Below are 23,295 nucleotides of genomic sequence, written 5' to 3'. Positions count from 1 at the left end.
CAGCCATATCAACAAGCTCCGGCTGCTGATTTTTCAGGCAGGTAATGTTTACCCTGCAGCGAATGGGAATGACATTTTTTTTAATTAATCATCAAATGGCAATTGAAGCACCTGTCCGGTATTTACCTGTTTTTTAAGTTTGTCCATATCCTTTTTGAGGGCAGCTACCGTGGCGGCGAGTTCTTCACGAGGCAGATTAGGTTCGGGCATGGCACTGCTGATATAATGAACAAATTTCCATACTTCACGTACATCTTTGATATCAATTTCATAAGGTTCATACAGAGGATTGAGTGAATGCAGGGTAAGTCTGGCATCGGTTTTAATGCGGTTGGTCACTACCTTAAACATAATACCATCGTCGAGCGTAAGTATGATATATGGCTGCCCGTCGCGAATCAGATTCCAGTTTTGCACAAACTCAGCGGTAACCCATGAGCCATCAGGAATGGGCAGCATGGAATCACCATTGATTTGAAATGTGCGGTATTTTTTTTCTTTCGAAAGGAAGGGCATATGAAAGGTTGGAAGTACCTTGATATATTCTGGATCGGCAAATCCAACCCGATAGCCTGCAGAGGCTTTCTGGTTTACTACTTCAATATTTTCTTCATTACTGCTATCAACAGTTGTCGTTAGCACCCTGATTTTGCTCCCTGTAATAAACACATCATAGCCTCGTTCGAGCTGCGACAATTCGCTTTGCGATAGTTTCGATAAATCTATTTTAAGCAGGGTATCAACTGAAATACCGAAGTATTTCGAAAATGCAAGCAGAGACTCAATGCCGGGCTGAGCCACTTCGTTTTCATAGCCACTTAAGGTAGGTCTTTTCATGCCAAGTGCAAAAGCCACCTCATCCTGGGTGCGGCCGCGCCGCTTGCGCAAAAGTTTAATGTTTGAAGCAAAAATATTCATGGCCTTGTTGAAGTTGTTTAAATAATGATTATATTGTAATCACAATTTTGATTATATTTTAATCAAAGGTACTGCATAAAATGAATAATTCAACAAACAACCAAAAATATTTTTCATGATGAGCTCCGGCAGTGACAGAACAATTGTCCATTTGGATTTGGATACATTTTTTGTATCGGTTGAGCGTTTGAATAACAGTCGTTTGGCCGGGCTTCCGGTAATTATCGGAGGTATGTCTGACAGAGGAGTGGTAGCCGGATGCAGCTACGAAGCACGCACTTTTGGTGTACATTCAGCCATGCCTATGAAAATGGCCCGGGCTCTTTGTCCCGATGCCATTGTTATTCGTGGCGACATGGAACAGTACACCCGCTATTCAAACGAAGTCACCCAAATCATTGCTGAACAGGCTCCGGTATATGAAAAAGCTTCCATCGATGAGCATTACCTTGACATAACAGGCATCGATCGCTTTTTTGGGGCTGTTAAATGGTCTCACAGTCTGCGCCAGCGTATCATCCGTGAAACAGGACTTCCCATTTCATTTGGTCTTTCGGTAAATAAAACTGTTTCAAAAATTGCTACCGGGCAAGCCAAGCCTAATGGCGAACTGGAAATCAGGCGCGAAGGAGTTGTGCCTTTCCTCAGCCCGCTTTCCATAAGCAAAATTCCGGGAATCGGCGACAAAACATTCCGGCTGCTTCGCTCGATGGGCATTGCCCGTATAGAAACACTCAGCCATATGCCTATCGAAATGGTAGAACGTGTGCTGGGCAAAAATGGCATTATTATATGGAAAAAGGCCAACGGGATTGATCCAACCCCGGTTGAACCTTACTCTGAGCGAAAATCTGTAAGTACAGAAACAACCTTTGAACAGGACACCATTGATATAACCATGATTAACGACCTGTTGCTGAAAATGGTTGAGAAATTATCATACCAGCTTCGTACCAGGCAAAAGCTAACATCCTGCATTACCGTAAAAATACGTTATGCCAACTTTGATACGCACACCCTTCAGCACCGTATACCTTATACAGCCTTCGACCATATGCTGCTGCCGGTTACCCGAAACCTCTTCAACAAACTATATCAGCGGCGCATGCTTATCAGGCTGATTGGCGTCAGGTTTAGTCATCTGGTAAGTGGCGTACAACAAATCAGCATGTTCGACGATTCGCCCGAAATCATCAGCCTATACCAAACAATGGATCATATCCGAAACCGTTTCGGCAGCCGGGCGGTAACACGCGCTGCAACACTGGGGTCGGTTTTAACAGGAGATGAAGAGTAATAAAACCTGCACTCGCACGTGATATCACTCTGATTATATAAACTTTACAATGCAACACTAAGAAAAAACACTAAGAAAAAACACAAAGCACCCCAAGCCATCTGAGTCCACTTTTTAAACACCAGAGGCCTACACAATTAACACACTGTTTTACTTCACTTTAACCTGACTAACTATAAAAAATGCACCTGACCTTCCTCTCATATTACAGTCTGCGCTACGGTACACTGCCCATTGATCAGATACCTCAGTCAGCTGCCGCTGCCGGAGCTGACGCTGTTCTGCTGACAGACATCAACAACACTTCCGGAACTATTGATTTTGTAAAAGCCTGCCACAAAGCAGGCATAAAGCCCATGGCCGGAGTTGAGTTCAGAGAGGGCAACCGACTACTATACACAGGTATTGCCGAAAACAATAAAGGCTTCAAAGAGCTGAACGATTTACTGAGCCGATGCAATATACAGGGCACTCCCCTGCCCTGGCCGGCGCCTCCAATGAATCATGTGTTTATCCTTTATCCGTTTGGAAGCCGCCCCATAAACGATATGGCCGAGAATGAATTTACAGGGGTTACCACTACTGACATCAGCAAACTTCCCTTGTCTGACTATTCAAAACACGCCCAAAAATACATCATTCATTCACCCATAGTTTTTGCCGATGAAAAGGGCTATGAATTACACCGCTACCTGCGCGCCATCGACAACAACATATTACTTAGCCGGCTTACTCCGGCTATGGTTGCCGGAAGTGAGCGGTTTCTGACAGATGCGGCCGGCCTGAAGCAACTATTTGAGAATTACCCCGAATTGATCAGAAACACGGAAAGACTTGCAGGTCGGTGCAGCATAGACTTTGACTTCAGAATTATCAAAAACAAAAGGACTTTTACAGGAAGTGCTTACGACGACAGGCTATTGCTTGAAAAACTAAGCCTTGAAGGGATGGAATACCGCTACGGAAAAAACAACCGGGAAGCAGCCGCCCGTGTTCGTCATGAGCTTGACATTATTGACCGGCTTAAATTCGGAGCCTATTTTCTAATTACCTGGGACATTATCAGATACTCTATGTCGCGCGGATTTTACCATGTAGGACGTGGCAGTGGAGCCAACAGTATTGTGGCCTATTGTCTGCGCATTACCGATGTTGATCCCATTGAGCTAAACCTGTATTTTGAGCGTTTTCTGAATCCCAAACGAAGCAGTCCTCCCGATTTTGACATCGATTACTCGTGGAAAGAGCGCGACGAAGTGCTGGATTACATCTTCAAACGCTACGGTCGCGAACATACGGCATTGCTGGGCGCAACCTCGACCTTTAAAGGCAAATCAATACTACGGGAGCTGGGAAAGGTTATGGGACTTCCCAAAGCGGAGCTTGACCGACTGGTTGATGAGCCCGGCAACCCGTTGAACCAGGATGACATTACACGGCACATTACAGAAATTGGCATCCGCATGACCGACTTCCCAAACATACGCAGCATTCATGCCGGTGGTATTCTTATTTCGGAAGAACCTATCACCTGTTACACTGCGCTCGATTTGCCGCCCAAATCAATGCCGGTTACCCAATGGGACATGTATGTTGCAGAGGACCTTGGATTTGAGAAGCTCGACATCCTTAGCCAACGTGGCATCGGGCACATTCATGATTGTGTGGAAATAGTAAAGGCCAACCATGGCATCAGCATTGACATACACCAGGTTGAAAAATTCAAGCAGGATGCAAAGGTAAAAGAACAACTGCGCGAGGGAGAAACCAACGGCTGCTTTTACATCGAAAGCCCGGCCATGCGAGGATTGCTTAAAAAGCTCAGATGCGACAACTACCTCAGTCTGGTGGCAGCCAGCTCCATCATCAGGCCGGGTGTAGCCCGCTCGGGAATGATGCGCGAATATATCCGGCGTTTTCACAACCCCGAAGGCTTTGACTACATTCACCCCATAATGAAAGAACAGCTGAGTGAAACTTACGGTGTAATGGTATATCAGGAAGATGTACTGAAAATATGCCACCACTTTGCCGGCCTCGACCTGGCCGATGCTGATGTACTGCGACGGGCAATGAGCGGTAAGTACCGGTCAAGGGTAGAATTTCAGAAGATTATTGATAAATTTTTTGACAATTGCCGTAACAAGGGATATGCCGAAGAGATAACCAATGAAGTGTGGCGACAGATTGAATCGTTTGCCGGATACTCCTTCTCCAAAGCGCATTCGGCCTCATTTGCCGTTGAAAGCTATCAAAGCCTTTATCTTAAATCATACTTTCCGATAGAATTTATGGTAGCCGTCATCAACAATTTCGGCGGATTTTACCAGAGTTGGGTTTACTTTAATGAAGCTAAACGCTGCGGAGCTATCATTGAACTGCCCTGCATCAACCGGAGCTACTACCTCAATACTCTTTCGGGAAACACCATTTATATGGGTTTTATTCACATTGCAGGGCTTGAAAGCAACTTTGTGCATTCACTATTGGAAAACCGCGGACAAAATGGCCTGTTTCTGGATCTCTACAATTTTATTGACAGGATGAAGCCCGCTATGGAGCAACTGATTATTTTGATTAGAACCGGCGCACTCCGATTTACCGGCCTTGGCAAACAACAGCTTTTATGGGAAGCTCATATGCTAACGGGAAAGAAACGCCCCGAACCTGCAGTTTCTCTTTTCAGGCAACCTGTTAGGCAATTCAGTCTCCCGGCACTTGTACACAGCCCGCTTGAAGACGCCTATGACGAAATTGAACTTCTTGACTTTCCAATTAGTATGAATTACTTTGAAATGCTTAAAACCAACTTCAGAGGTGAAATACAGGCCAGGCATCTACGCACATCAACAGGCCAAACGGTTAAAATGGCCGGCATTTTGGTCACCATTAAATATGTGCGCACAATCAGGAACGAAATTATGCATTTTGCCACTTTTTTTGATGATGAAGGTGAGTTTTTCGACACAGTGCATTTCCCTGACACTGTCAAAGAATTCCCCTTCAGAGGCAGGGGTGTGTATCTGTTGCTGGGCAAGGTTGTTGAAGAATTTGGCTTTCCGTCGCTGGAAGTATCTAAAATGGCCAAACTCCCTCCGATGAGTGATCCCAGATATTTATGATTAAACCATCCTGAGCACTTAAATAAGTCGCGCAATAGCCTCTATCAGTATTTCTTTTTTTATCGGTTTGGCAATATAATCGTCACAACCAGCCTCAACGCTGCGCTCACGCTCACCCATGAGCGCAAAAGCTGTTTGCGCAATTATAGGAAGGTCAGGCCTTATTTTTTTAATCTGGCGCGTAGCTTCATATCCATCCATCAAAGGAAGTTCAATATCCATCAAAACAAGATTTACAGAAGAGTCGGACTTACAGATTTCAACAGCCTTCAATCCATTGGAAGCTCTGAGAACCCGGCAGTTCTTTTTTTTTAGTAAAGAACTGATGTAAAAGAAATTAGTATCTACATCTTCAACCACCAAAATACATTTGCCCGAAAGGTCTTCAGCGGGTGCTAAAGTATATCCCGGCTCTGAATGAGGGTCAGATTGATGGCGGCCAGGTTTAAAAGGAATTGAAAACCAGAATGTGGAACCTTCGCCCGGATAAGAGTCAAGCCACATTGAGCCACCAAGAAGTTCTGCCAGGTTTTTTGAAATAGTTAACCCTAATCCGGTACCAGCCAGATTACGTGAGCCTGCATCCTTAACCTGTCCAAAGCGTTCAAAAATAACCTTTTGCTGATCAACGGGAATACCAATTCCTGAATCACGAACATAAAAATCAATTTTATCCTTTTTAACCCTGTATCCGACCTCAATAAAACCTTCGTCAGTAAACTTCATGGCATTGCCAACCAAATTGGAAATAATTTGTCTGATTCTTACAGTATCAGTATAAATAGCAAAATTCTGATCAGAGGTTCCGGGCTGCATATAAAGGGTCAGATGCTCTTTCTTCATCCGCACCAGCTCGTGATTAAAAAAAACTTCCAAATCGGAAAATAATTCATTCAGATAACAATCAGAATAAATAATTTTCAATTGACCCGCTTCAATTTTTGAGATGTCAATAATATCATTTACAATTCGAAGTAAATTATCACCGCTTTTTATAATCACATCCAGAAAACGATCCTTTTCATCAATGCTGAGCTCTGTATCCTGAAGCATTTCAGCGAAACCAACAATGGCATTCATAGGAGTGCGCAATTCGTGCGACATATTCGAAAGAAATAAACTCTTCAGCCTGTCAGATTCTTCTGCTTTTTCCTTTGCAGCCTGCAACGATTCTTCAGCTCTAAGTTTGTAGGCAGCCAGTGCAAACATATTGACAAACCGCTGAACAATATTTACAGTATGCATGGTATATTCATTCTCAGCATCAGCAAGAATAAGTATTCCGGCAAACTGGCTGTTAATAAAAGCAGGTACGCACATCAACCGGTTAAAGTTAAACTCTCCGGGTAAAACGCATGGAATCAATATTTTGATTCCGGGCTCATTCATGATAACAGGGGTTTGTTTGGTCAACAATTCATTGATTAAATTATTCACCATTTTCATTTGTTTATCGCTGCGTCTGATTCGTTTCGCTACGTCAACTTCGTCCTTATCCTCAAAACAATACATATAAGAGGTTTCATCTTCATTTGAAGGAGAAATCAACAATGAAAACTGACTTCCGGTAATAATCCGTGTGTAATGTTGCACCATATAAGCAACACGGGCAGGCTTAATTGAGTCTTTGAGCAACTCAACGCCAATGGCAGCAATACCCTGATTGATAGCAAGCTCATCTTTTAAAAGCAATTCAGCGTTCTTACCTTCAGTTATATCCGTAACCAATCCTTCAAGGCTCACCAGTTTATCATACTTATCAAAAAATCCTTTGCCCTGCTCTAAAACCCATTTAATTTTTCCATTTTTGGTTACAATCCGGTACTCGACCCTGTAAAACTTATGAATTTTAACTGCTCTTTGTATCGAGTCCCAAACTTTTTTCCGATCCTCATGATATATTAAATCGCCATAATGTGTTTTTTTATTGCTAATTAACTCTTTGGGGCTATAACCCGTCAGGCGTTTGCACCCCGGACTGACATATTCCATTGTCCAGTTAACTTCATTCAAGCATCTGAAGGCCATTCCCGGCAGATTGCTCATCAGATTATCCAACACATTTTTATAATCGAGCAATTCAATTTCATTACGTTTACGTTCTGTAATATCAATTGAATACTGAATGATGAATTTTAAAACCCCCTTATTGTTAAAAACTGGATAACCAAACACTTCGTAAATACGCCTTTCACCCGACTGAAGGAGAAATTCATGTTCAATTCTTACAGGTGAGGTTGACTCTACCACCATTTTAAGAGCACACACATATGCATTGCCCACACAGCCTTCGGGCTTTTCTTTCATAAAACAATGAACTGCAGCCAGTTTATCCTCAAACTGCAATGCGGCCAGATTCTTTAACCTTGCCTGATGTGTTCCCGATTCAATTACATAAAAAGGATGGGGTAAAGAATCAATGATATTTCTTAAAAATGCATTCCCAAAACCAAAATTTGTCTCGTCGCTAATGCCTGTATTTAAAAACACTTTTTCGGTTGAAATACCTTCATCAAGCGTACCTGCAACAGTTAAAGAATCGATTTCCTGCGCACTTACAGGCTGAAGCTGAATGAGATAATGCATCCCCTGGGCTACAGTTAACCGAATAACAGAGCAATGGAGATATTGTTGTGATGGTAATGAGCGAACGTAAGTTACAAGGCTTGGAGAGGAACTTAACAAATGCTGCAATTTCTCCGAATCCATTTCATCACGAAACTGTAAAATATCCCAGACCGGTTTTCCGGCTTTGTCATCATCGGTTAATGCAAGGAGTTCAGCAGCAGCTTTATTACATCTTAAAATACAAAATTCAGTATCAACCAAAAGCAAAGCAGCGGGCAGTACATCGAATGAATGGATAAAAACATCTTCAGTAACAGCAGCAGACTCCTCATCTTTTTTATTATGATGAGTGCCTGATACTGGCGAATCTGTGTTCTTTCCGGAGTAAGATTTATCCTTATTTTTCATTCGTTTAAAATACAGGTTGCAAGTGCTGTAAATCAGCCGTTTTTTTTACCGGCAACAGCTTATATTAAACACATTAAAAAACCATTTGTTTGCTTTAAACCTCCCTTATCAACAGGCACTCATGAAACAAATGCTTATTCAAATAAAAAAGGTTTCGTTTTAAAAACTAACCTGGTTTCAAAGGCTAAGTAACAAAATCAACACTTACCTTCTCATAAATCAGAAAAAAAACTTATCAGAAAGATTATCAAAGCAATGCCATTAGCAGCTATAAAACTTTAAAGCAGAATTAAGTTGTCAGTTGATTCATGGTTAAGTAATGGGCGATTCTTTCAATCCTCTCTTAAATTGTTGTATCTTTGTACTATGAATTCACCGGGACAGAATTCAAGTTTGTTGCAGCTATTTCAGAATCCTTCGGTTAATATATCAGCATACAACTGCGGCACATTTTTATCACTTCCCTGATTTTATTACTTAAAACAAAAGTCATGAATGCTCATACTTTCCACATTCCTGTGATGGGAATAGGATTCACTATTGACACGCCGGCAAAAGTTGCGCCTTTGGGCATATCCTCTGTTATTTCTTTGGTTGATGACATGCTGATGGAAAAAATGCGCGAATTTCACAGTCGCCAGATGAACCTTCCTTTTCAGTCAATTTCTTCAAAAATTGAAGATTTCAGAGCGAAACGGATTACCGCTTTTTTAGATTTGATGGATAAGGCGGTAAAGGAAAAATTCGAAGAACTCAAAGATTCGTGGCATAAAAAGGAGGGCGATTTTGAAAAATACATGGATATGCTTCCTGACAAATCGGAATTAAAGTTAAAATTTCAGCAATTCATTCAGGAACATTCGCCCAAAAGCATAAGAGATTGGCTCAATATACATTTGCCATCAGGAAGCATTGATGTTAATATAATGACCAAGCTTGACAAAGAAAATTACAATGAAGAAGGTAAACTGCCGGTTGAATATAACGATGCACACGCAGCGCTCCGCGGATTTGCCAATAGCACCGTAAATTCATCCATTGTATTGTCGGCCGGCATGAATCCCCGTTTGTACAGTTATCTTGAAGAATTTCCGGGTTTTTATCCCGATTCAAAAGGATTGTTTTCCAAAAAAATTATTTTAAAAGTAAGCGATTACCGATCGGCACTTATTCAGGGCAAATATCTGGCAAAAAAAGGGCTATGGGTTTCGGAATACCGCATTGAATCAGGCCTGAATTGTGGGGGCCATGCCTTTGCAACGCAGGGGCATCTTATGGGCCCGATTCTTGAAGACTTCAAACAAAACCGGGCCATGCTCGTTGAAGAATCTTTTCAGCTTTATGCCCAGGCCTTAAAAAACAAAAACAAACCCTGTCCGGCTTCACCTCCAGAGATGAGAGTAACTGCACAGGGCGGGGTGGGCACGGCCGGCGAACATCAGTTTTTGCTTGAGCACTATGCCCTTGATTCAGTAGGCTGGGGAAGCCCGTTTTTGCTTGTACCCGAAGTTGCCAATATTGACGATACAACCCTGCAACTGCTTATAGATGCAAAGGAAGATGACCTCTACCTGAGCAATATTTCACCACTGGGAGTTCCGTTTAACAACCTCAGGGGAAACTCAAAAGACATTGAAAAAGAAATACATATAGCCACAGGAAAACCAGGCAGTGCCTGCTCTAAAAAATATGCATCACTCAACAGTGAATTTACTGAAAAGCCTGTCTGCACTGCTTCGCGTCAATTTCAACGCTTAAAAATTGAAGAGTTGAATCATAAACAACTTTCGGCCGACGAATACAACCGGGCATACAAAAGTATTACTGACAAATCATGTATTTGTGTTGGATTAGGAACTTCGGCACTTCTTGTAAATAACATCGAAACTGTTACTGAAGGAGAAGGTGTTTCAGTGTGTCCCGGCCCAAATCTGGCATGGTTTAATCAAAAAACTACGCTTCGGGGGATGGCAGAGCATATTTATGGAAGAAAAAACCTGATAAAACGCCCGGGAAGGCCCCATATGTTTTTAAACGAACTTAAGATGTATATCGATTATCTGGAAAACAAGATTAAAGAAACAGTTCATCCAGTACCTGCCAAGCAACAGGAATATTTTAATGCATTTGGATTAAATCTCCACAATGGCATTGAATACTATCAGAAACTCTATCAATCCTGGTCAAAAAAATATAAATCAGAAAATCTTTCCTTTCCCGATGCTTTACAATCTCTTCGTAAAAGACTGGATAATCTGACAAGACCAGCCAATCAATTTACTCCGCTTCCCATCAGCACAAGCAAAGTGAATACTTCATTGTAGAGCAGGCTGGTTTATATCCAAACATTATCGCAATGCAGCAAACATAGTCCCTACTATAAACAACCTTAAAAAAGACTCAGCCCTCAGGCGGCAGGGTCTTTTTTTTTGTAAACATCACAAATAGAGCGTGAAAGAAATCAAAAAAGAACAGACACATCCAACAGATACAATAGTGATAAAAAACTAAATGAAATACTGCATAATTTCAGGAAACATCGCTTTGATACTAACCATATTTCAGTATTTTTGCCTGAAAGCCATGGAAACACAAATTTTCCGAAGAAAGAAAATAGTAGTTTATTCCAATGCCTGATTTTGCAGCGCAAAAGATAAACCGGGAAGAAATTGTAACCAGTACATGAGTATAAAAGCTCAGTTTTAGGTAAAACAAGGACATTCATATGAAAATTCTTTAACCAAACCATCATGCAAACTGCTATTCCCAGCTCAAGTGACCGCAGGTCATACATTATGTCCATTGCAATCATCGGAATCTTATTTTTTATCTTTGGTTTTGTAACCTGGCTGAATGGAACGCTTATTCCGTTTCTTAAAATCTCGTGTGAATTAAGTAACCTGCAGGCTTACTTTGTAACTTTTGCTTTTTACATTTCTTACCTGATAATGGCACCTCCTTCCTCATGGGTGCTTCATAAAATAGGCTTCAAAAACGGGATGGCAGCCGGCCTGGCTGTAATGGCGCTGGGCTCTCTCATTTTTATACCAGCTGCCATGACCAGGACATTTGGGTTGTTTCTGACAGGATTATTTGTGCAGGGGTCAGGCCTGGCACTTTTGCAAACAGCCTCCAATCCATATATTACCATTATTGGTCCACGCGAAAGTGCTGCCAAAAGAATTGCCATCATGGGCATTTGCAACAAATTGGCCGGTACAATCAGTCCTATTATTTTAGGGGCACTTATTTTGCAGGGTGCAAATGAACTAATGGAAAATGTACAGCATTTAACGGGCATTGAAAAAACAGTGGTGCTTGACAATCTGGCCATGAGGGTTGTATTACCTTATATTGTAATGGCAGCTGTATTGCTTTTACTTACCTTTATGATTAGGTTTGCCCACTTGCCTGAAATCGATACAGATAAAGAAGAAATTACCGACAGTAATCAGAAAACAAAAAAAACATCCTGGTATCAGTTTCCACATTTAATACTGGGATTTATCACACTCTTCCTTTATGTAGGCGTTGAAGTCATGGCTGGTGACACCATTGCTTTATATGGCAAATCACTGGGAATATCGCTTGATCAATCAAGGTACTTCACAAGTCTTACCCTTATATCAATGGTCATTGGCTACATTATCGGAATAATTACCATTCCCCGCATTATAAAACAAGACAAAGCACTTGCAGTTTCAGCTGTTTTAGGTGTAATCTTTACATTGGCCGCTTTATTCACATCAGGGTTTACCAGCGTATTGTTTATTGCCTTGCTCGGACTGGCCAATGCAATGATGTGGCCGTCGATTTGGCCGTTAGCTATAGCCGATTTGGGGAAATTTACCAAGGCAGGTTCGGCATTACTAGTAATGGGCATCGCCGGCGGAGCTATTATTCCGTTAATTTACGGATCATTGGTTGATATTATCGGAAATCAGCAGGCATATTGGATTATGGTACCATTCTACTTCTTCATCCTTTATTATGCTCTTTCAGGTCACAAAATCAGAAAATAAAACTCATTGAAACGTATGAAACCAACATTACTTGTTCTGGCTGCCGGCATGGGCAGTCGCTACGGAGGCCTGAAGCAGGTTGATCCTATTGGTCCGTCAGGAGAAACAATTCTTGACTATTCTGTTTATGATGCAATTCAGGCTGGATTCGGAAAAGTGGTCTTCATTATCCGAAAAGATATTGAGCACGATTTTAAAGAAATATTTATCAACAGGTTACAAAAACACATTGAAGTTGACTGGGTGTTTCAGGAAACAGACAAACTACCTGCCGGCTTCACTCAACCCGAGGGCAGACAAAAACCATGGGGAACCGGACATGCAGTTCTAATGGCTGCTGAAAAAGTTAAAGAGCCGTTTGTTGTGATCAATGCTGATGATTTCTATGGCCGTGAAGCCTTCAGTACTTTAGCGCACTATTTTTCAGAAAACCCATCTCCCGCCGACACTCAGTATGCGATGGTAGCTTATGAACTGCAAAATACACTTTCGGATTTTGGATTTGTGTCGCGGGGCGAATGCGTAACTGATGAAAACAACTGGCTTCAATCAGTCACTGAAAGAACTCACATTCAATCTGTTAACAATGTCATTGTTTACAAAAACGCTGAAGATCGTGAGATTGAATTGCCGGGCTCAACACCGGTTTCAATGAATTTTTGGGGTTTTACGCCTGATTTCTTCGGTCATCTTGAAAGCCAGTTTATCGATTTTATTAGAGAAAACCAGCACAATTTGAAATCAGAGTTTTACATCCCATCGGTAGTGGATACACTCATTAAAAACGGGAAGGCAAAAGTAAAACTCCTTTCAAACTCCGGGCAATGGTTTGGCATCACTTATCGCGAAGACAAACCTATGGTAATCAACAAATTAAACGAATTAATTTCAGCCGGAGTTTACCCTCCTAATCTCTGGAATGTATAAAATCTCGATTTTTTTATGGATTTACTTCTTTCCAGGCTTCAGTTAATTTTCAACATCCCGGAATCAAATTACTCTGCTGAGCAAATTCACGCAGGCCATATAAACCATACATTCAAAATAAGTGCCACGACTGGCTCCGTTTATATATTGCAGAAATTAAACGGAGCCATTTTTCACAATATCAAAGACTTAATGTCTAACTTCCAACTTGTTACGGATACAATCAATAACTTTAACCTGAACTCTGCAACAAAAATTGAAGTTCCCCTGATTATTGAAACAAGAAGCGGACAACTGTTTTACACGGATGAAAACCAGAGTCATTGGCGCTTGATAACGTTCATCAAAGGAATTGACAACAAGCATGTTACTGTCAACAGCAAAACAGCTTACGAAGGAGGGCAGGCCTTTGGAATGTTTCTAAGAGGAGTATCAGCATTAAATCCTAAAGAATTAAATGTGATCATTCCTGATTTTCATTCACTTGAATACCGGTTCAAACAATTTCAGCAGGCTTTGGAAAACAACCTGGCCAAAAGAGCCGCTGCAGTGCAGTCTGAGATTGAATTCATTGAATCATGGCATTCAAAGATGGTGAAAATCCCGCACCTTTTAGCTACCGGAAAAATTCCCATCAGAATTACCCATAACGATACAAAGCTCACCAACGTCGTTTTCTCTGAAAAGCTGGAGGCCATTGGTGTAATTGACCTTGATACTGTAATGCCCGGCTCGGCATTATATGATTTCGGTGATGCTATCCGCACATTAACCAACAGGGCCAATGAGGATGAGCCTGAAATAGAAAAGGTTCACTTTGATATCAGCTTATTCAAAGCCTTTTCGGAAGGATATATAAAATCAACCGCCTCAATACTTTGCCACGATGAAATTGAGAATTTCACTGATTCTGCGTTACTTATGACCTATATTATAGGGTTAAGGTTTTTCACTGACTATTTGAACGGAGATACCTACTATCAAATTCATCACCCTGAGCATAATCTGGTAAGAGCAAGAGTTCAGTTCAGGCTTTTAAGTCAAATGAGTGCGCATCATGCTGAAATGCAAGAAATTATTCGAACAATTGCAAGCAGGCATTCCATTCCCCAAGAATCATTTCACCCAAACAATCAGGAATTATGACTTCTCAAAAAGCAACAATTACCGGATATCTCATTTTTGTGTTACTTATGATTACATCAACCACTTATAGTCAAAAAAACATTCATTCAATCATACCTGAACCCGTCAGTTATGTATCAGGCAAGGGTCATTTTATACTTAACGGTGAAACAACCATACAAATGAGTTCATCGTCAAAGGAATTGTCGAAACTTGCTGATTATCTGAACGAAAGACTACTCATCACAAAGGTTTCGGTGAAGAATAATCCTTCGGTAAATTCCGCGTCAGGCAACGTAATTTTACTTGATTTGAATAATACTGACAAAGTAGGAGAAGAAGGTTACCTGTTAACTGTTAATAAAAAATTGATTACTGTAAGAGCCAATACAGGAAAAGGGATTTTTTATGGTATCCAGACACTAATACAGTTATTGCCACCCGAAATAGAGACCATAAGTACTCAAAACACCGTCAAAAAGTGGGAAGTTCCCGTTTGTACAATTCTTGATTATCCAAGGTTTCAATACAGGGGAATGCACCTGGATGTTGGCCGTCATTTATTTCCGGTTGAGTTTATTAAAAAGTATATAGATCTGCTGGCTGCCTATAAAATCAATAATTTTCACTGGCACCTTACTGAAGATCAGGGATGGAGGCTTGAAACAAAAAAATATCCGTTACTCACTGAAATCGGAGCATGGCGTAAAAGTTCACCAATTGGCCGCAACGTTAGCGATGACAACCAAGCCTACGGAGGTTTTTATACACAGGCAGAAGCCAGAGAAATTGTAGCTTACGCTGCCAGACGCTACGTAAACGTTATTCCTGAGATTGAAATGCCCGGACATGCCATGGCTGCCCTGGCCGCTTACCCTCAGCTATCATGCACCGGCGGACCATTTGAGGTTTATACAAAATGGGGGGTTACAGATGATATTTTTTGTGCTGGAAAAGAGGAGACTTTTCTTTTCCTGGAAGATGTATTAAACGAAGTGATGAATATTTTCCCTTCAAAGTACATACACATTGGGGGCGATGAAGCACCTAAAACCCGCTGGGAATCATGCTCTTTATGCCAAAAAAGAATGCAGGATGAACATCTGAAAAATGCTCATGAACTGCAAAATTACTTCATCACCAGAATTGAAAAATTTCTGAACAGCAATGGCCGGCAAATCATCGGTTGGGATGAAATACTTGAAGGAGGCCTGGCTCCCGGAGCTACTGTTATGTCGTGGCGCGGAACCGATGGCGGAATTGCAGCAGCCAAACTGAAACATGACGTGATTATGACACCGGGATCTCATTGCTATTTTGACCATTACCAAGGAAATCCTGCTACCGAACCGCTGGCCATAGGAGGATTTAACACCTTGCAAAATGTTTACAGTTTTGAGCCCGTTCCGGGCGAATTAACGTCTGAAGAAAGCAAGTATATTATTGGTTCACAAGGCAATGTATGGACCGAATATATGCTTAACAGCTCTCAGGTTGAATATATGGCCTTTCCGAGAGCTTTAGCTCTGGCCGAAGTAAACTGGTCAGCCCGTTCAAACCGCAACTGGGATAATTTCTCATCTAAAATGAACAAGCATTTTGAGCGACTTGAGAAAATGCAGGTCAATTTTAGCAAAAGTTCAAATGATATTTTAATCAGTACCGCAATTGACCCTGAAACAAACCAGACAAAAGTTCTTCTGGAGTGCAGCAACAAATCAGGGCAGATTTTTTATAGTATCGGTAACACTTCCTTCAAAAAATACAAAAAACCATTTTTAGTCAATAAGACTTCAGTAGTAAAAGCCTTCTTAAAATTCAATAAAAAGCCAGTTGGCAATGAAACTGAGCGAATTATTTATGTGCATGACGGATTTGGTAAAACTCCGGTTATGAACACCCAATATAATTACAAATATGCAGCTTCGGGTCCTTTCACTTTAACTGACGGGCTCAGAGCACACCCCCGTTCACTAAAATCAGATTGGTTGGGATTTTTGGGAAACAATGCAGAATTCATCATTGACCTTGGCCAACAATTGGAAATCAAGAATATAAATATTGGGTTCCTGCATAATCCATCTAACTGGATTTTCTTGCCAACCGGCGTTGAAATTGAACTATCAACCGATGGCATAACTTATGAGCCAGCCAACGGTATGAGACCTGAATTATTAACAATGCGTGAACCTATTACTGTCGATTACACGATGGTTCAAATAAATTCAACAGCCAGGTATATTAAAATTACAGCAAAAAACCGCGGAATATGCCCTGACGATCAACCCGGAAGTGGTAACAAAGCGTGGCTGTTTATGGACGAAGTAATGATCAATAGCCTTGCTGAATAATCTGACACCTTCCTATTCAACTTATTGAGAAGAAATTAAAGCTAATTTTACCATGGCTGACACAGAAATCTTTCTGTCGGTTCAAATCAGCGTACTACAAATTTTGAAACCCGGTTAAACTTACCTCCCGCTACACGGGCAATATATAAACCGGGAGAAAATGAAGCTGTTTCAATATGCAAATCTCCTTTATCCGGGCTCATTTTTTCGTGATAAACAACAGAACCATTGCTGGAATAGATAAAAACCGACGCCTGTTCATGATGCGCGGGCCAAATAATGTGCAACATGCCATCTGCCAGAGGATTGGGATAAATCATTAAATCAGTTGTGCCCACCTCACTTACACCTGTATTTTCATCCAATGAAAAGCGACTGACAAATTTCCATATCTCGCCGCTGGCGCTGATATCTCTGTTTGTATTTCCAATTCCTGTGGTTCCAACCGAACCCGGCCAGGTATGGCCGCCATTGATCACTTTCAATAGCGCAACTTCTGTTGAGTTGCTGCAAGGTCCCCATGTAAATCGCTGAACTGTTGAGCCTTCTGCTACTAAATCAGGTAAATCTTCAACTACCGGTGTTTCAGGGCAAATATTAAAATCAGTCCACAAGCTTAACACCTGCTCAACCGACTTATTGCCAAATCCACCATTGTATGCAATTACAATGTCGTTGGTGCCATGAATATGCAGAACAGGCACCGCTCTTTGCGGAGTGCAGGTAGTAAAAGCATTTTCAGTCATCGTCCCGGCCACAGATGCAATTGCGGCCATCCGGTTGGCTGATTCACAAGCCAAACGATAACTCATAAAACCTCCGTTAGAAAAACCGGCAGCATAAGTCCTTTTTAAATCAATATTATAAAACACATTTAAAGTATCAATAAGTGCATTTAAAAAACCAACATCATCAGCTGTAGAACCTCCGGCAAAGCCAACATTCCAGGCATTGCCTACTCCATTGGGATACACGACAATAAACCCTGCAGTATCAGCTATCTGATTCAGCCCGCTGAATTGCATCATTCCCTGCCCTGTTTGTGTATATCCATGCAATGCCAGCAAAAGCGGGTAAGATTCATCAGGCGAGTATGATTGTGGCAGATAAGTAATGTATGACCTTTGCAGACCATCAAATATAAAACTCCCATTTACCTGACTATAAATTGGCAACCAGGCCAGGAGCAAAAACGGGATAATAAACATTTTCTTCATTCGGAACAATTCATCAGATTACAACTTCGATTTCCAATTTACATTAAAAATAATAAATGTATTTCAAATAAGGTCATAACAGCAGGTACAAAATTAAGTACTAATTTTGAACTTTGTGGACGAGACCTTTTGTGAAAGCGGCTACAAACATTTTTAAGACAAACATAACCAATTGAACATATGACTTTTAACAAAAGATTCACTTTTTCTATTGTTTTGCTTCTTGCCATCTCATTCGGCAATTTAAAAGCACAGAATCAGGGGCTTAAGCCCGGATTCGATAAAACGGAGTACATCGAAATGCTTAAAATTGCAGCAAGTGTGGCCGATACACCGTGGGTAAAAACCAAATGGATTCCTGAAAATTATAAACTTTACTATCGCTCTCCTGTTTCAGGGCTTGAAAATCGCTGGGATTTATGGGGTGACGGTAAAAACACCATTGTCATCAGTATCAGAGGAACAACACCAAGCCCCGTTAGCTGGCTCGAAAACTTTTATGCAGCCATGGTACCAGCTAAAGGAAGCCTCAAACTTAACAACCATCTGACCTTCAATTACAATCTGTCAGACAATCCACGGGCATCAGTTCATGTTGGCTGGCTGATGGCCACCGGATTTATGGCCCAAGGAATGCTGTCGAAAATAGACTCAAGTTACCAAAAGGGATATAAAAACATCATCATAACCGGGCATAGTCAAGGCGGGGCTATTGCGTTTCTGGTTACTGCTTATTTGCGAAAACTTCAGCAAAAAAACGAACTGCCATCTGACATTTGCTTTAAAACTTATTGCAGTGCTGCCCCCAAGCCTGGCAACCTGTATTTTGCATACGATTATGAAAACTCAACAGCAGGTGGCTGGGCCTGTAACGTTGTAAATTCAGCTGACTGGGTTCCTGAAACGCCATTATCAATTCAAACAATTCGTGATTTCAATACTTTGAACCCGTTTGTAAATGCCAAAAAAACCATCAGAAAGCAAAGTTTTCCGAAAAGACTTGCCATGAGTTACGCTTATGGAAAACTTAAAAGACCAAGCAGTCGGGCTGTAAAAAACTACAGGAAATATCTGGGAAAGATGGCAGGTAAATTTGTCAATAAATCGCTTCCTGAATTTGAAGCCCCTGAATATCAATATGCCAATAATTATGTTCGTACCGGAAACACGATTGTTTTGTTTGCTGATGAAGAATACTACCTCAAATACCCCGACCATCAGGACAATGTATTTATCCATCACAGTGCTGGAGCATACCTATATCTGACAAATAAATTAGAAAAGTAAGAATGAAAGCTGCGCCCGATATCTTTAGCGTAGTATAGAGACAGTTGACTAAAACCAAAAACCCCTTATAACCATGTGATTATAAGGGGTTTAAAGTGCCCGGAACAGGACTCGAACCTGCACATACTTAAGTATACTAGTCCCTGAAACTAGCGCGTCTACCAATTCCGCCATCCGGGCGAAAACAATATTTCAAAAAAATGCAGTCTTTCGACTGCCACCGATCATTTTCGGATTTTGTGCCCAGGACAAGACTCGAACTTGCACATCCTTAAGGACACCAGCCCCTCAAGCTGGCGTGTCTACCAATTTCACCACCTGGGCAAATGAGAGTGCAAATGTAAAACTTTTTTTCTAACTCCGACAAGCCTTTTCATATTTTTTTTGTTGCCGGTTCTCCCAAATTGCGCTATGTTTGTTTAACAAATTATCAGGCAGGCTTTTGATGCAAAAAAATATATTTCAGCAACCGAAAATTCACTTAAAAAAACCTCTTTGCATTGGCATAGGAGGCATCAGCCGTTCAGGAAAAACTTTTCTTGCAGATATTCTGGGAAACTCAATAGCGCATTCAATGGTCATTCATCAGGACAAAATCATCCCTGAAGAAGTGAACATACCTAAAATTAACCATCACACAGATTGGGAAAGACCTGAAGCTATTGATTGGGCTAAATTACAACAACTCATGGAAACAGGCATTAATTCAGGTAAAACCCTGATTATGGAAGGATTAATGGCATTCAGCAATCCCGGTATCAACCAATTGTTTTCAAAAACCATCTTTATTACGCTTGGCAAACAAGAGTTTGTTCACCGCAAAAAAAGAGATTTTCGCTGGGGAGCTGAACCCGACTGGTATATTGAACACATTTGGAACAGTTATCTTAAATACGGACAACTGCCGCCCGAATTCAGCGAAACTCTTATACTGAACGGAGAAGCTGATTTTAACCTGGAGCACATTTTTAACTTTCTGACAGAATAATTGTTTAAGCTAGCAATGAAAGAAAACAATCATTCGTTGAATATCTTGATTGAATATTGGTGAAATAAATTCCGGAATTATAAAACCACAAAAAACTGCTGATGAACTACATACTTTTATTGGGCGGTTTAACCCTACTCATATTCGGCTCTAACTGGCTGGTTGACGGCGCCTCTAATCTTGCGCGCAAGCTCAATATTTCTGACCTCGTAATTGGATTAACAGTAGTTGCATTAGGCACTTCAGCGCCTGAACTGGTTGTAAATCTCATTGCTTCATTCAATGGCAAAACCGACATTGCCATTGGAAACATCCTGGGAAGCAACATATTTAACATACTGCTCATACTTGGAGTTACCGCAATGGTATTGCCTGTTACGGTTAAAAACAATACTGTCTGGAAGGAAATTCCATTCAGTTTACTGGCTATTGTGGTGGTAGCATTTATGGCGAATGATATACTCATTGACAGGTATCAGCAGAACGAGATTTCGAGAATTGACGGGCTGGTACTTTTAAGCTTTTTCTCCATATTTATGGCATATACTTTTATTTTGGCCAAACAATCCGGCCCGCTAATGGATTCTGAAAAAGTTGTTCTTACCGTACCCCGGTCAATCATATATGTGCTGCTTGGCCTTGCCGGACTGATACTGGGAGGCAGGTTTCTGGTGATGGGAGCTGTTGAGATTGCACGAAGTCTTGGATTAAGCGAATCTGTTATTGGTCTTACCGTGGTCGCAACCGGCACTTCACTTCCCGAGCTGGCCACCAGTGTTGTTGCAGCCATTAAACGAAACAGCGATATCGCCATCGGCAATGTTGTTGGCTCAAATATTTTTAATATATTTTTTGTTTTGGGCTCAAGTGCTGTTATCCGGCCCTTGCCATTTAATCCGGCTTCAAACTTCGACATCATGGTAACCATACTGGCAAGTTTGCTGCTATTTATATTTGTGTTTGTTGGAAAAGGACGCCGGATAGATCGGACTGAAGGAGCGTTTTTTGTGCTGCTTTATATTGCATACACTGTTTATCAGGTTATTTTCGCCTGAAAATTGACATGAATCAACAATAATATACAAGCCAGCAATTCAGCTATAACATTGCACTTCAATTACATACGCCTGTTATCATGTTGAATACCTGGATACTGTTGCCCCAAACCTTTGAACAATTGGTTTTTTTAGCGCCAATTGCTTAATTTTGTTGCAGGATGTCTTTAACTAATGACACAGAAGGTTAAAAACCTTTAAAAAATATAATCTCACTTATTATGTTTACACAGAACGACCTAAAGCAATTCCAGGCAAAAGGGATTGATTTAAAAACGATAGAGCAGCAAATTGAAAATTTTAAAAGAGGTTTTCCATTTGTAGAACTGGTAGCCCCGGCTACTCCTGAAAATGGAATCAAAACATTTTCGGAACAGGAAACAGATAAGCTGATTACATTCTATAATAAAAATGCAGAAGACTATGAAATTCTGAAATTTGTGCCAGCCTCAGGAGCTGCCAGCAGAATGTTTAAACATTTATTTGAATTTCGCGAAAACTACAAGAATCGCTCTGATGCAGAAGCCCTTATGGCTGATAAAAGCTTCAATTCAGCCTATCATTTTTTTACAAATATTCACAATTTTGCTTTTTTTGAAGATCTTAAGCAAATCATGCAGACCCATGGCCTGGATATTGAAAATTGCCTGATAGACACAGACTATAACAGCATTATTGACTTCCTGCTTGAAGACAAAGGGCTGGGTTATGCAGCTTTACCCAAGGCCATGTTGAAATTTCACAATTATTCCGATGGCGCCCGCATGGCCATGGAAGAACATCTTGTGGAAGGAGCAAATTATGGTCAGAACAGCGACGGCAGGGTTGCAGTTCATTTCACCATTTCTCCTGAACATGCCGACCGCTTTATTGATGAAATCAACAACATAAAAGACAAATACGAAGAGTTATTTGATGTAACCTACGAACTCACTTTTTCCATCCAGAAATCTTCAACTGACACAATTGCGGTTGATTTAAAAAACAAACCTTTCCGGAACAGTGACGACAGCATCGTTTTTCGGCCGGGAGGGCATGGCGCTCTCATTGAAAACCTGAACGACAGAAAAGGTGAAGTCATTTTTATCAAGAACATTGACAATATTGTTCCCGACAGGCTTAAAGACCAGACATTCAGGTACAAACGCGTTATTGGCGGATATCTTATTGAGTTAAGAGATAAAATATTCGATTACCTTGAAATGCTTGAAGATGGCAGTTTGACCGAAACAGAGGTTAAAAAGATTACCAATTTCGCAAAAGACAAACTATACATTCAGCCAGGCCCTGACTTTGACGAAATGAGCCAGATTGAAAAAATTGACTTCCTTTACACCAAACTTAACCGTCCGATAAGAATCTGTGGAATGGTGAAGAATGAAGGTGAACCCGGCGGAGGTCCTTTCTGGACGAAAAATGCAGAAAGTGAAATTTCATTGCAAATAGTGGAGTCATCTCAAATAGATCTTGACAACCCGGCTCAAAAGGATATCTTCAGCAAATCAAGCCACTTCAACCCTGTTGACCTGGTTTGTTATCTGCGCGATTTCAAAGGTAATCAATTTGATTTGCCCGAATTTGTGGATGCATTAACCGGTTTTATTTCCAACAAATCAAAAGACGGACGCGAACTGAAAGCACAAGAGCTCCCCGGATTATGGAATGGAGCTATGGCTGACTGGATTACTGTTTTTGTTGAGGTGCCGATTATTACTTTTAATCCTGTTAAAACTGTAAATGATTTGCTTCGTAAAGAGCATCAACCTGCTTCATAAACATGAAACCTCTTATTTCCAGTGAAATTGAAGTGGAAGAACTGATCAAACACTATCCGTTTTCCATTGCTTTTCTTTCGGGCAAAAAACTTCAGTGCATCATTTGCGGTGAACCAGCCTGGGGCACTCTGGGAGAGTTAGCTCGCGATAAAAATTACACCTCTGAGCAAATTGAGGAGTTGGTTCAGCAATTAATCTCACTGGCCGAAGCAGAAAAAGCATAAATGAACTAACT

15 protein-coding genes and 2 tRNA genes are annotated in these 23,295 nt (G+C 41.0%); 12 read left to right on the top strand and 5 right to left on the bottom strand.

The window, feature by feature from the left end; genetic code table 11:
• Positions 1–84 precede the first annotated feature (84 nt).
• The gene (locus tag H6541_13045) at positions 85–918 is read right to left on the bottom strand and encodes a LexA family transcriptional regulator (GenBank protein ID MCB9016707.1); all 834 of its coding nucleotides are present in this window, start codon (positions 916–918) and stop codon (positions 85–87) included.
• A 118-nt stretch (positions 919–1,036) separates the two neighbouring features.
• On the opposite strand from H6541_13045, the gene dinB reads away from it, so the two are divergent.
• Together dinB and H6541_13035 are read left to right on the top strand one after the other, a co-directional pair.
• Positions 1,037–2,215, top strand: a complete 1,179-nt coding sequence (gene dinB / locus H6541_13040; protein ID MCB9016706.1) for a DNA polymerase IV — start codon at positions 1,037–1,039, stop codon at positions 2,213–2,215.
• A gap of 182 nt (positions 2,216–2,397) precedes the next feature.
• Entirely contained in the window at positions 2,398–5,337 is a 2,940-nt protein-coding gene (locus tag H6541_13035) for a DNA polymerase III subunit alpha (protein ID MCB9016705.1), read from the top strand.
• A gap of 18 nt (positions 5,338–5,355) precedes the next feature.
• Here H6541_13035 and H6541_13030 read toward each other — a convergent pair whose 3' ends face one another.
• Positions 5,356–8,313, bottom strand: a complete 2,958-nt coding sequence (locus H6541_13030; protein ID MCB9016704.1) for a response regulator — start codon at positions 8,311–8,313, stop codon at positions 5,356–5,358.
• A gap of 491 nt (positions 8,314–8,804) precedes the next feature.
• Between H6541_13030 and H6541_13025 the strand changes: the two genes are divergently transcribed.
• The 5 genes from H6541_13025 to H6541_13005 all read left to right on the top strand — a co-directional run bounded on the left by H6541_13025 (position 8,805) and on the right by H6541_13005 (position 16,738).
• Positions 8,805–10,637 carry a hypothetical protein gene (locus H6541_13025; GenBank protein ID MCB9016703.1) on the top strand — a complete coding sequence of 611 codons (1,833 nt, stop codon included), beginning with the start codon at positions 8,805–8,807 and terminating at the stop codon, positions 10,635–10,637.
• A 426-nt stretch (positions 10,638–11,063) separates the two neighbouring features.
• Complete coding sequence (locus H6541_13020) at positions 11,064–12,335, top strand: sugar MFS transporter (protein MCB9016702.1); 1,272 nt, start codon at positions 11,064–11,066, stop codon at positions 12,333–12,335.
• Positions 12,336–12,350: 15 nt separating this feature from the next.
• Positions 12,351–13,262 carry an NTP transferase domain-containing protein gene (locus H6541_13015; protein MCB9016701.1) on the top strand — a complete coding sequence of 304 codons (912 nt, stop codon included), beginning with the start codon at positions 12,351–12,353 and terminating at the stop codon, positions 13,260–13,262.
• A 15-nt stretch (positions 13,263–13,277) separates the two neighbouring features.
• Complete coding sequence (locus H6541_13010) at positions 13,278–14,408, top strand: aminoglycoside phosphotransferase family protein (GenBank protein MCB9016700.1); 1,131 nt, start codon at positions 13,278–13,280, stop codon at positions 14,406–14,408.
• Positions 14,405–16,738, top strand: a complete 2,334-nt coding sequence (locus tag H6541_13005; protein ID MCB9016699.1) for a beta-N-acetylhexosaminidase — start codon at positions 14,405–14,407, stop codon at positions 16,736–16,738. Before H6541_13010 ends, H6541_13005 begins: the two co-directional genes overlap by 4 nt.
• An 86-nt stretch (positions 16,739–16,824) precedes the next feature.
• Here H6541_13005 and H6541_13000 read toward each other — a convergent pair whose 3' ends face one another.
• Positions 16,825–17,955, bottom strand: a complete 1,131-nt coding sequence (locus H6541_13000) for a T9SS type A sorting domain-containing protein (protein MCB9016698.1) — start codon at positions 17,953–17,955, stop codon at positions 16,825–16,827.
• A gap of 180 nt (positions 17,956–18,135) precedes the next feature.
• Between H6541_13000 and H6541_12995 the strand changes: the two genes are divergently transcribed.
• A complete protein-coding gene (locus tag H6541_12995; GenBank protein MCB9016697.1) occupies positions 18,136–19,242 on the top strand; it encodes a lipase family protein in 1,107 nt (368 codons plus the stop codon).
• Between the two features lie 96 nt (positions 19,243–19,338).
• On the opposite strand, the gene H6541_12990 is transcribed toward H6541_12995, so the two are convergent.
• Positions 19,339–19,422: transfer RNA gene (locus tag H6541_12990), tRNA-Leu, on the bottom strand.
• Positions 19,423–19,482: 60 nt separating this feature from the next.
• Positions 19,483–19,566: transfer RNA gene (locus tag H6541_12985), tRNA-Leu, on the bottom strand.
• Positions 19,567–19,687: 121 nt separating this feature from the next.
• Between H6541_12985 and H6541_12980 the strand changes: the two genes are divergently transcribed.
• From H6541_12980 to H6541_12965, 4 genes are all read left to right on the top strand, one after another.
• A complete protein-coding gene (locus H6541_12980; protein ID MCB9016696.1) occupies positions 19,688–20,230 on the top strand; it encodes a hypothetical protein in 543 nt (180 codons plus the stop codon).
• Positions 20,231–20,328: 98 nt separating this feature from the next.
• A complete protein-coding gene (locus H6541_12975; GenBank protein MCB9016695.1) occupies positions 20,329–21,285 on the top strand; it encodes a calcium/sodium antiporter in 957 nt (318 codons plus the stop codon).
• 221 nt (positions 21,286–21,506) lie between these two features.
• Entirely contained in the window at positions 21,507–23,060 is a 1,554-nt protein-coding gene (locus H6541_12970; protein MCB9016694.1) for a DUF4301 family protein, read from the top strand.
• Between the two features lie 2 nt (positions 23,061–23,062).
• Positions 23,063–23,284, top strand: a complete 222-nt coding sequence (locus H6541_12965) for a DUF1858 domain-containing protein (protein MCB9016693.1) — start codon at positions 23,063–23,065, stop codon at positions 23,282–23,284.
• Positions 23,285–23,295 lie beyond the last annotated feature (11 nt).

Source organism: Lentimicrobiaceae bacterium, from assembly GCA_020636745.1.
In the GTDB taxonomy this organism is placed as follows: domain Bacteria; phylum Bacteroidota; class Bacteroidia; order Bacteroidales; family Lentimicrobiaceae; genus Lentimicrobium.
This window is presented reverse-complemented; position numbering and strand designations above follow the sequence as displayed.

Bases quoted from the DNA above. Each gene is read 5' to 3' on its own strand.
- H6541_13045 (MCB9016707.1), bottom strand. From the start codon at position 918: ATGAATATTTTTGCTTCAAACATTAAACTTTTGCGCAAGCGGCGCGGC.
- dinB (MCB9016706.1), top strand. From the start codon at position 1,037: ATGAGCTCCGGCAGTGACAGAACAATTGTCCATTTGGATTTGGATACA.
- H6541_13035 (MCB9016705.1), top strand. From the start codon at position 2,398: ATGCACCTGACCTTCCTCTCATATTACAGTCTGCGCTACGGTACACTG.
- H6541_13030 (MCB9016704.1), bottom strand. From the start codon at position 8,313: ATGAAAAATAAGGATAAATCTTACTCCGGAAAGAACACAGATTCGCCA.
- H6541_13025 (MCB9016703.1), top strand. From the start codon at position 8,805: ATGAATGCTCATACTTTCCACATTCCTGTGATGGGAATAGGATTCACT.
- H6541_13020 (MCB9016702.1), top strand. From the start codon at position 11,064: ATGCAAACTGCTATTCCCAGCTCAAGTGACCGCAGGTCATACATTATG.
- H6541_13015 (MCB9016701.1), top strand. From the start codon at position 12,351: ATGAAACCAACATTACTTGTTCTGGCTGCCGGCATGGGCAGTCGCTAC.
- H6541_13010 (MCB9016700.1), top strand. From the start codon at position 13,278: ATGGATTTACTTCTTTCCAGGCTTCAGTTAATTTTCAACATCCCGGAA.
- H6541_13005 (MCB9016699.1), top strand. From the start codon at position 14,405: ATGACTTCTCAAAAAGCAACAATTACCGGATATCTCATTTTTGTGTTA.
- H6541_13000 (MCB9016698.1), bottom strand. From the start codon at position 17,955: ATGAAGAAAATGTTTATTATCCCGTTTTTGCTCCTGGCCTGGTTGCCA.
- H6541_12995 (MCB9016697.1), top strand. From the start codon at position 18,136: ATGACTTTTAACAAAAGATTCACTTTTTCTATTGTTTTGCTTCTTGCC.
- H6541_12980 (MCB9016696.1), top strand. From the start codon at position 19,688: ATGCAAAAAAATATATTTCAGCAACCGAAAATTCACTTAAAAAAACCT.
- H6541_12970 (MCB9016694.1), top strand. From the start codon at position 21,507: ATGTTTACACAGAACGACCTAAAGCAATTCCAGGCAAAAGGGATTGAT.
- H6541_12965 (MCB9016693.1), top strand. From the start codon at position 23,063: ATGAAACCTCTTATTTCCAGTGAAATTGAAGTGGAAGAACTGATCAAA.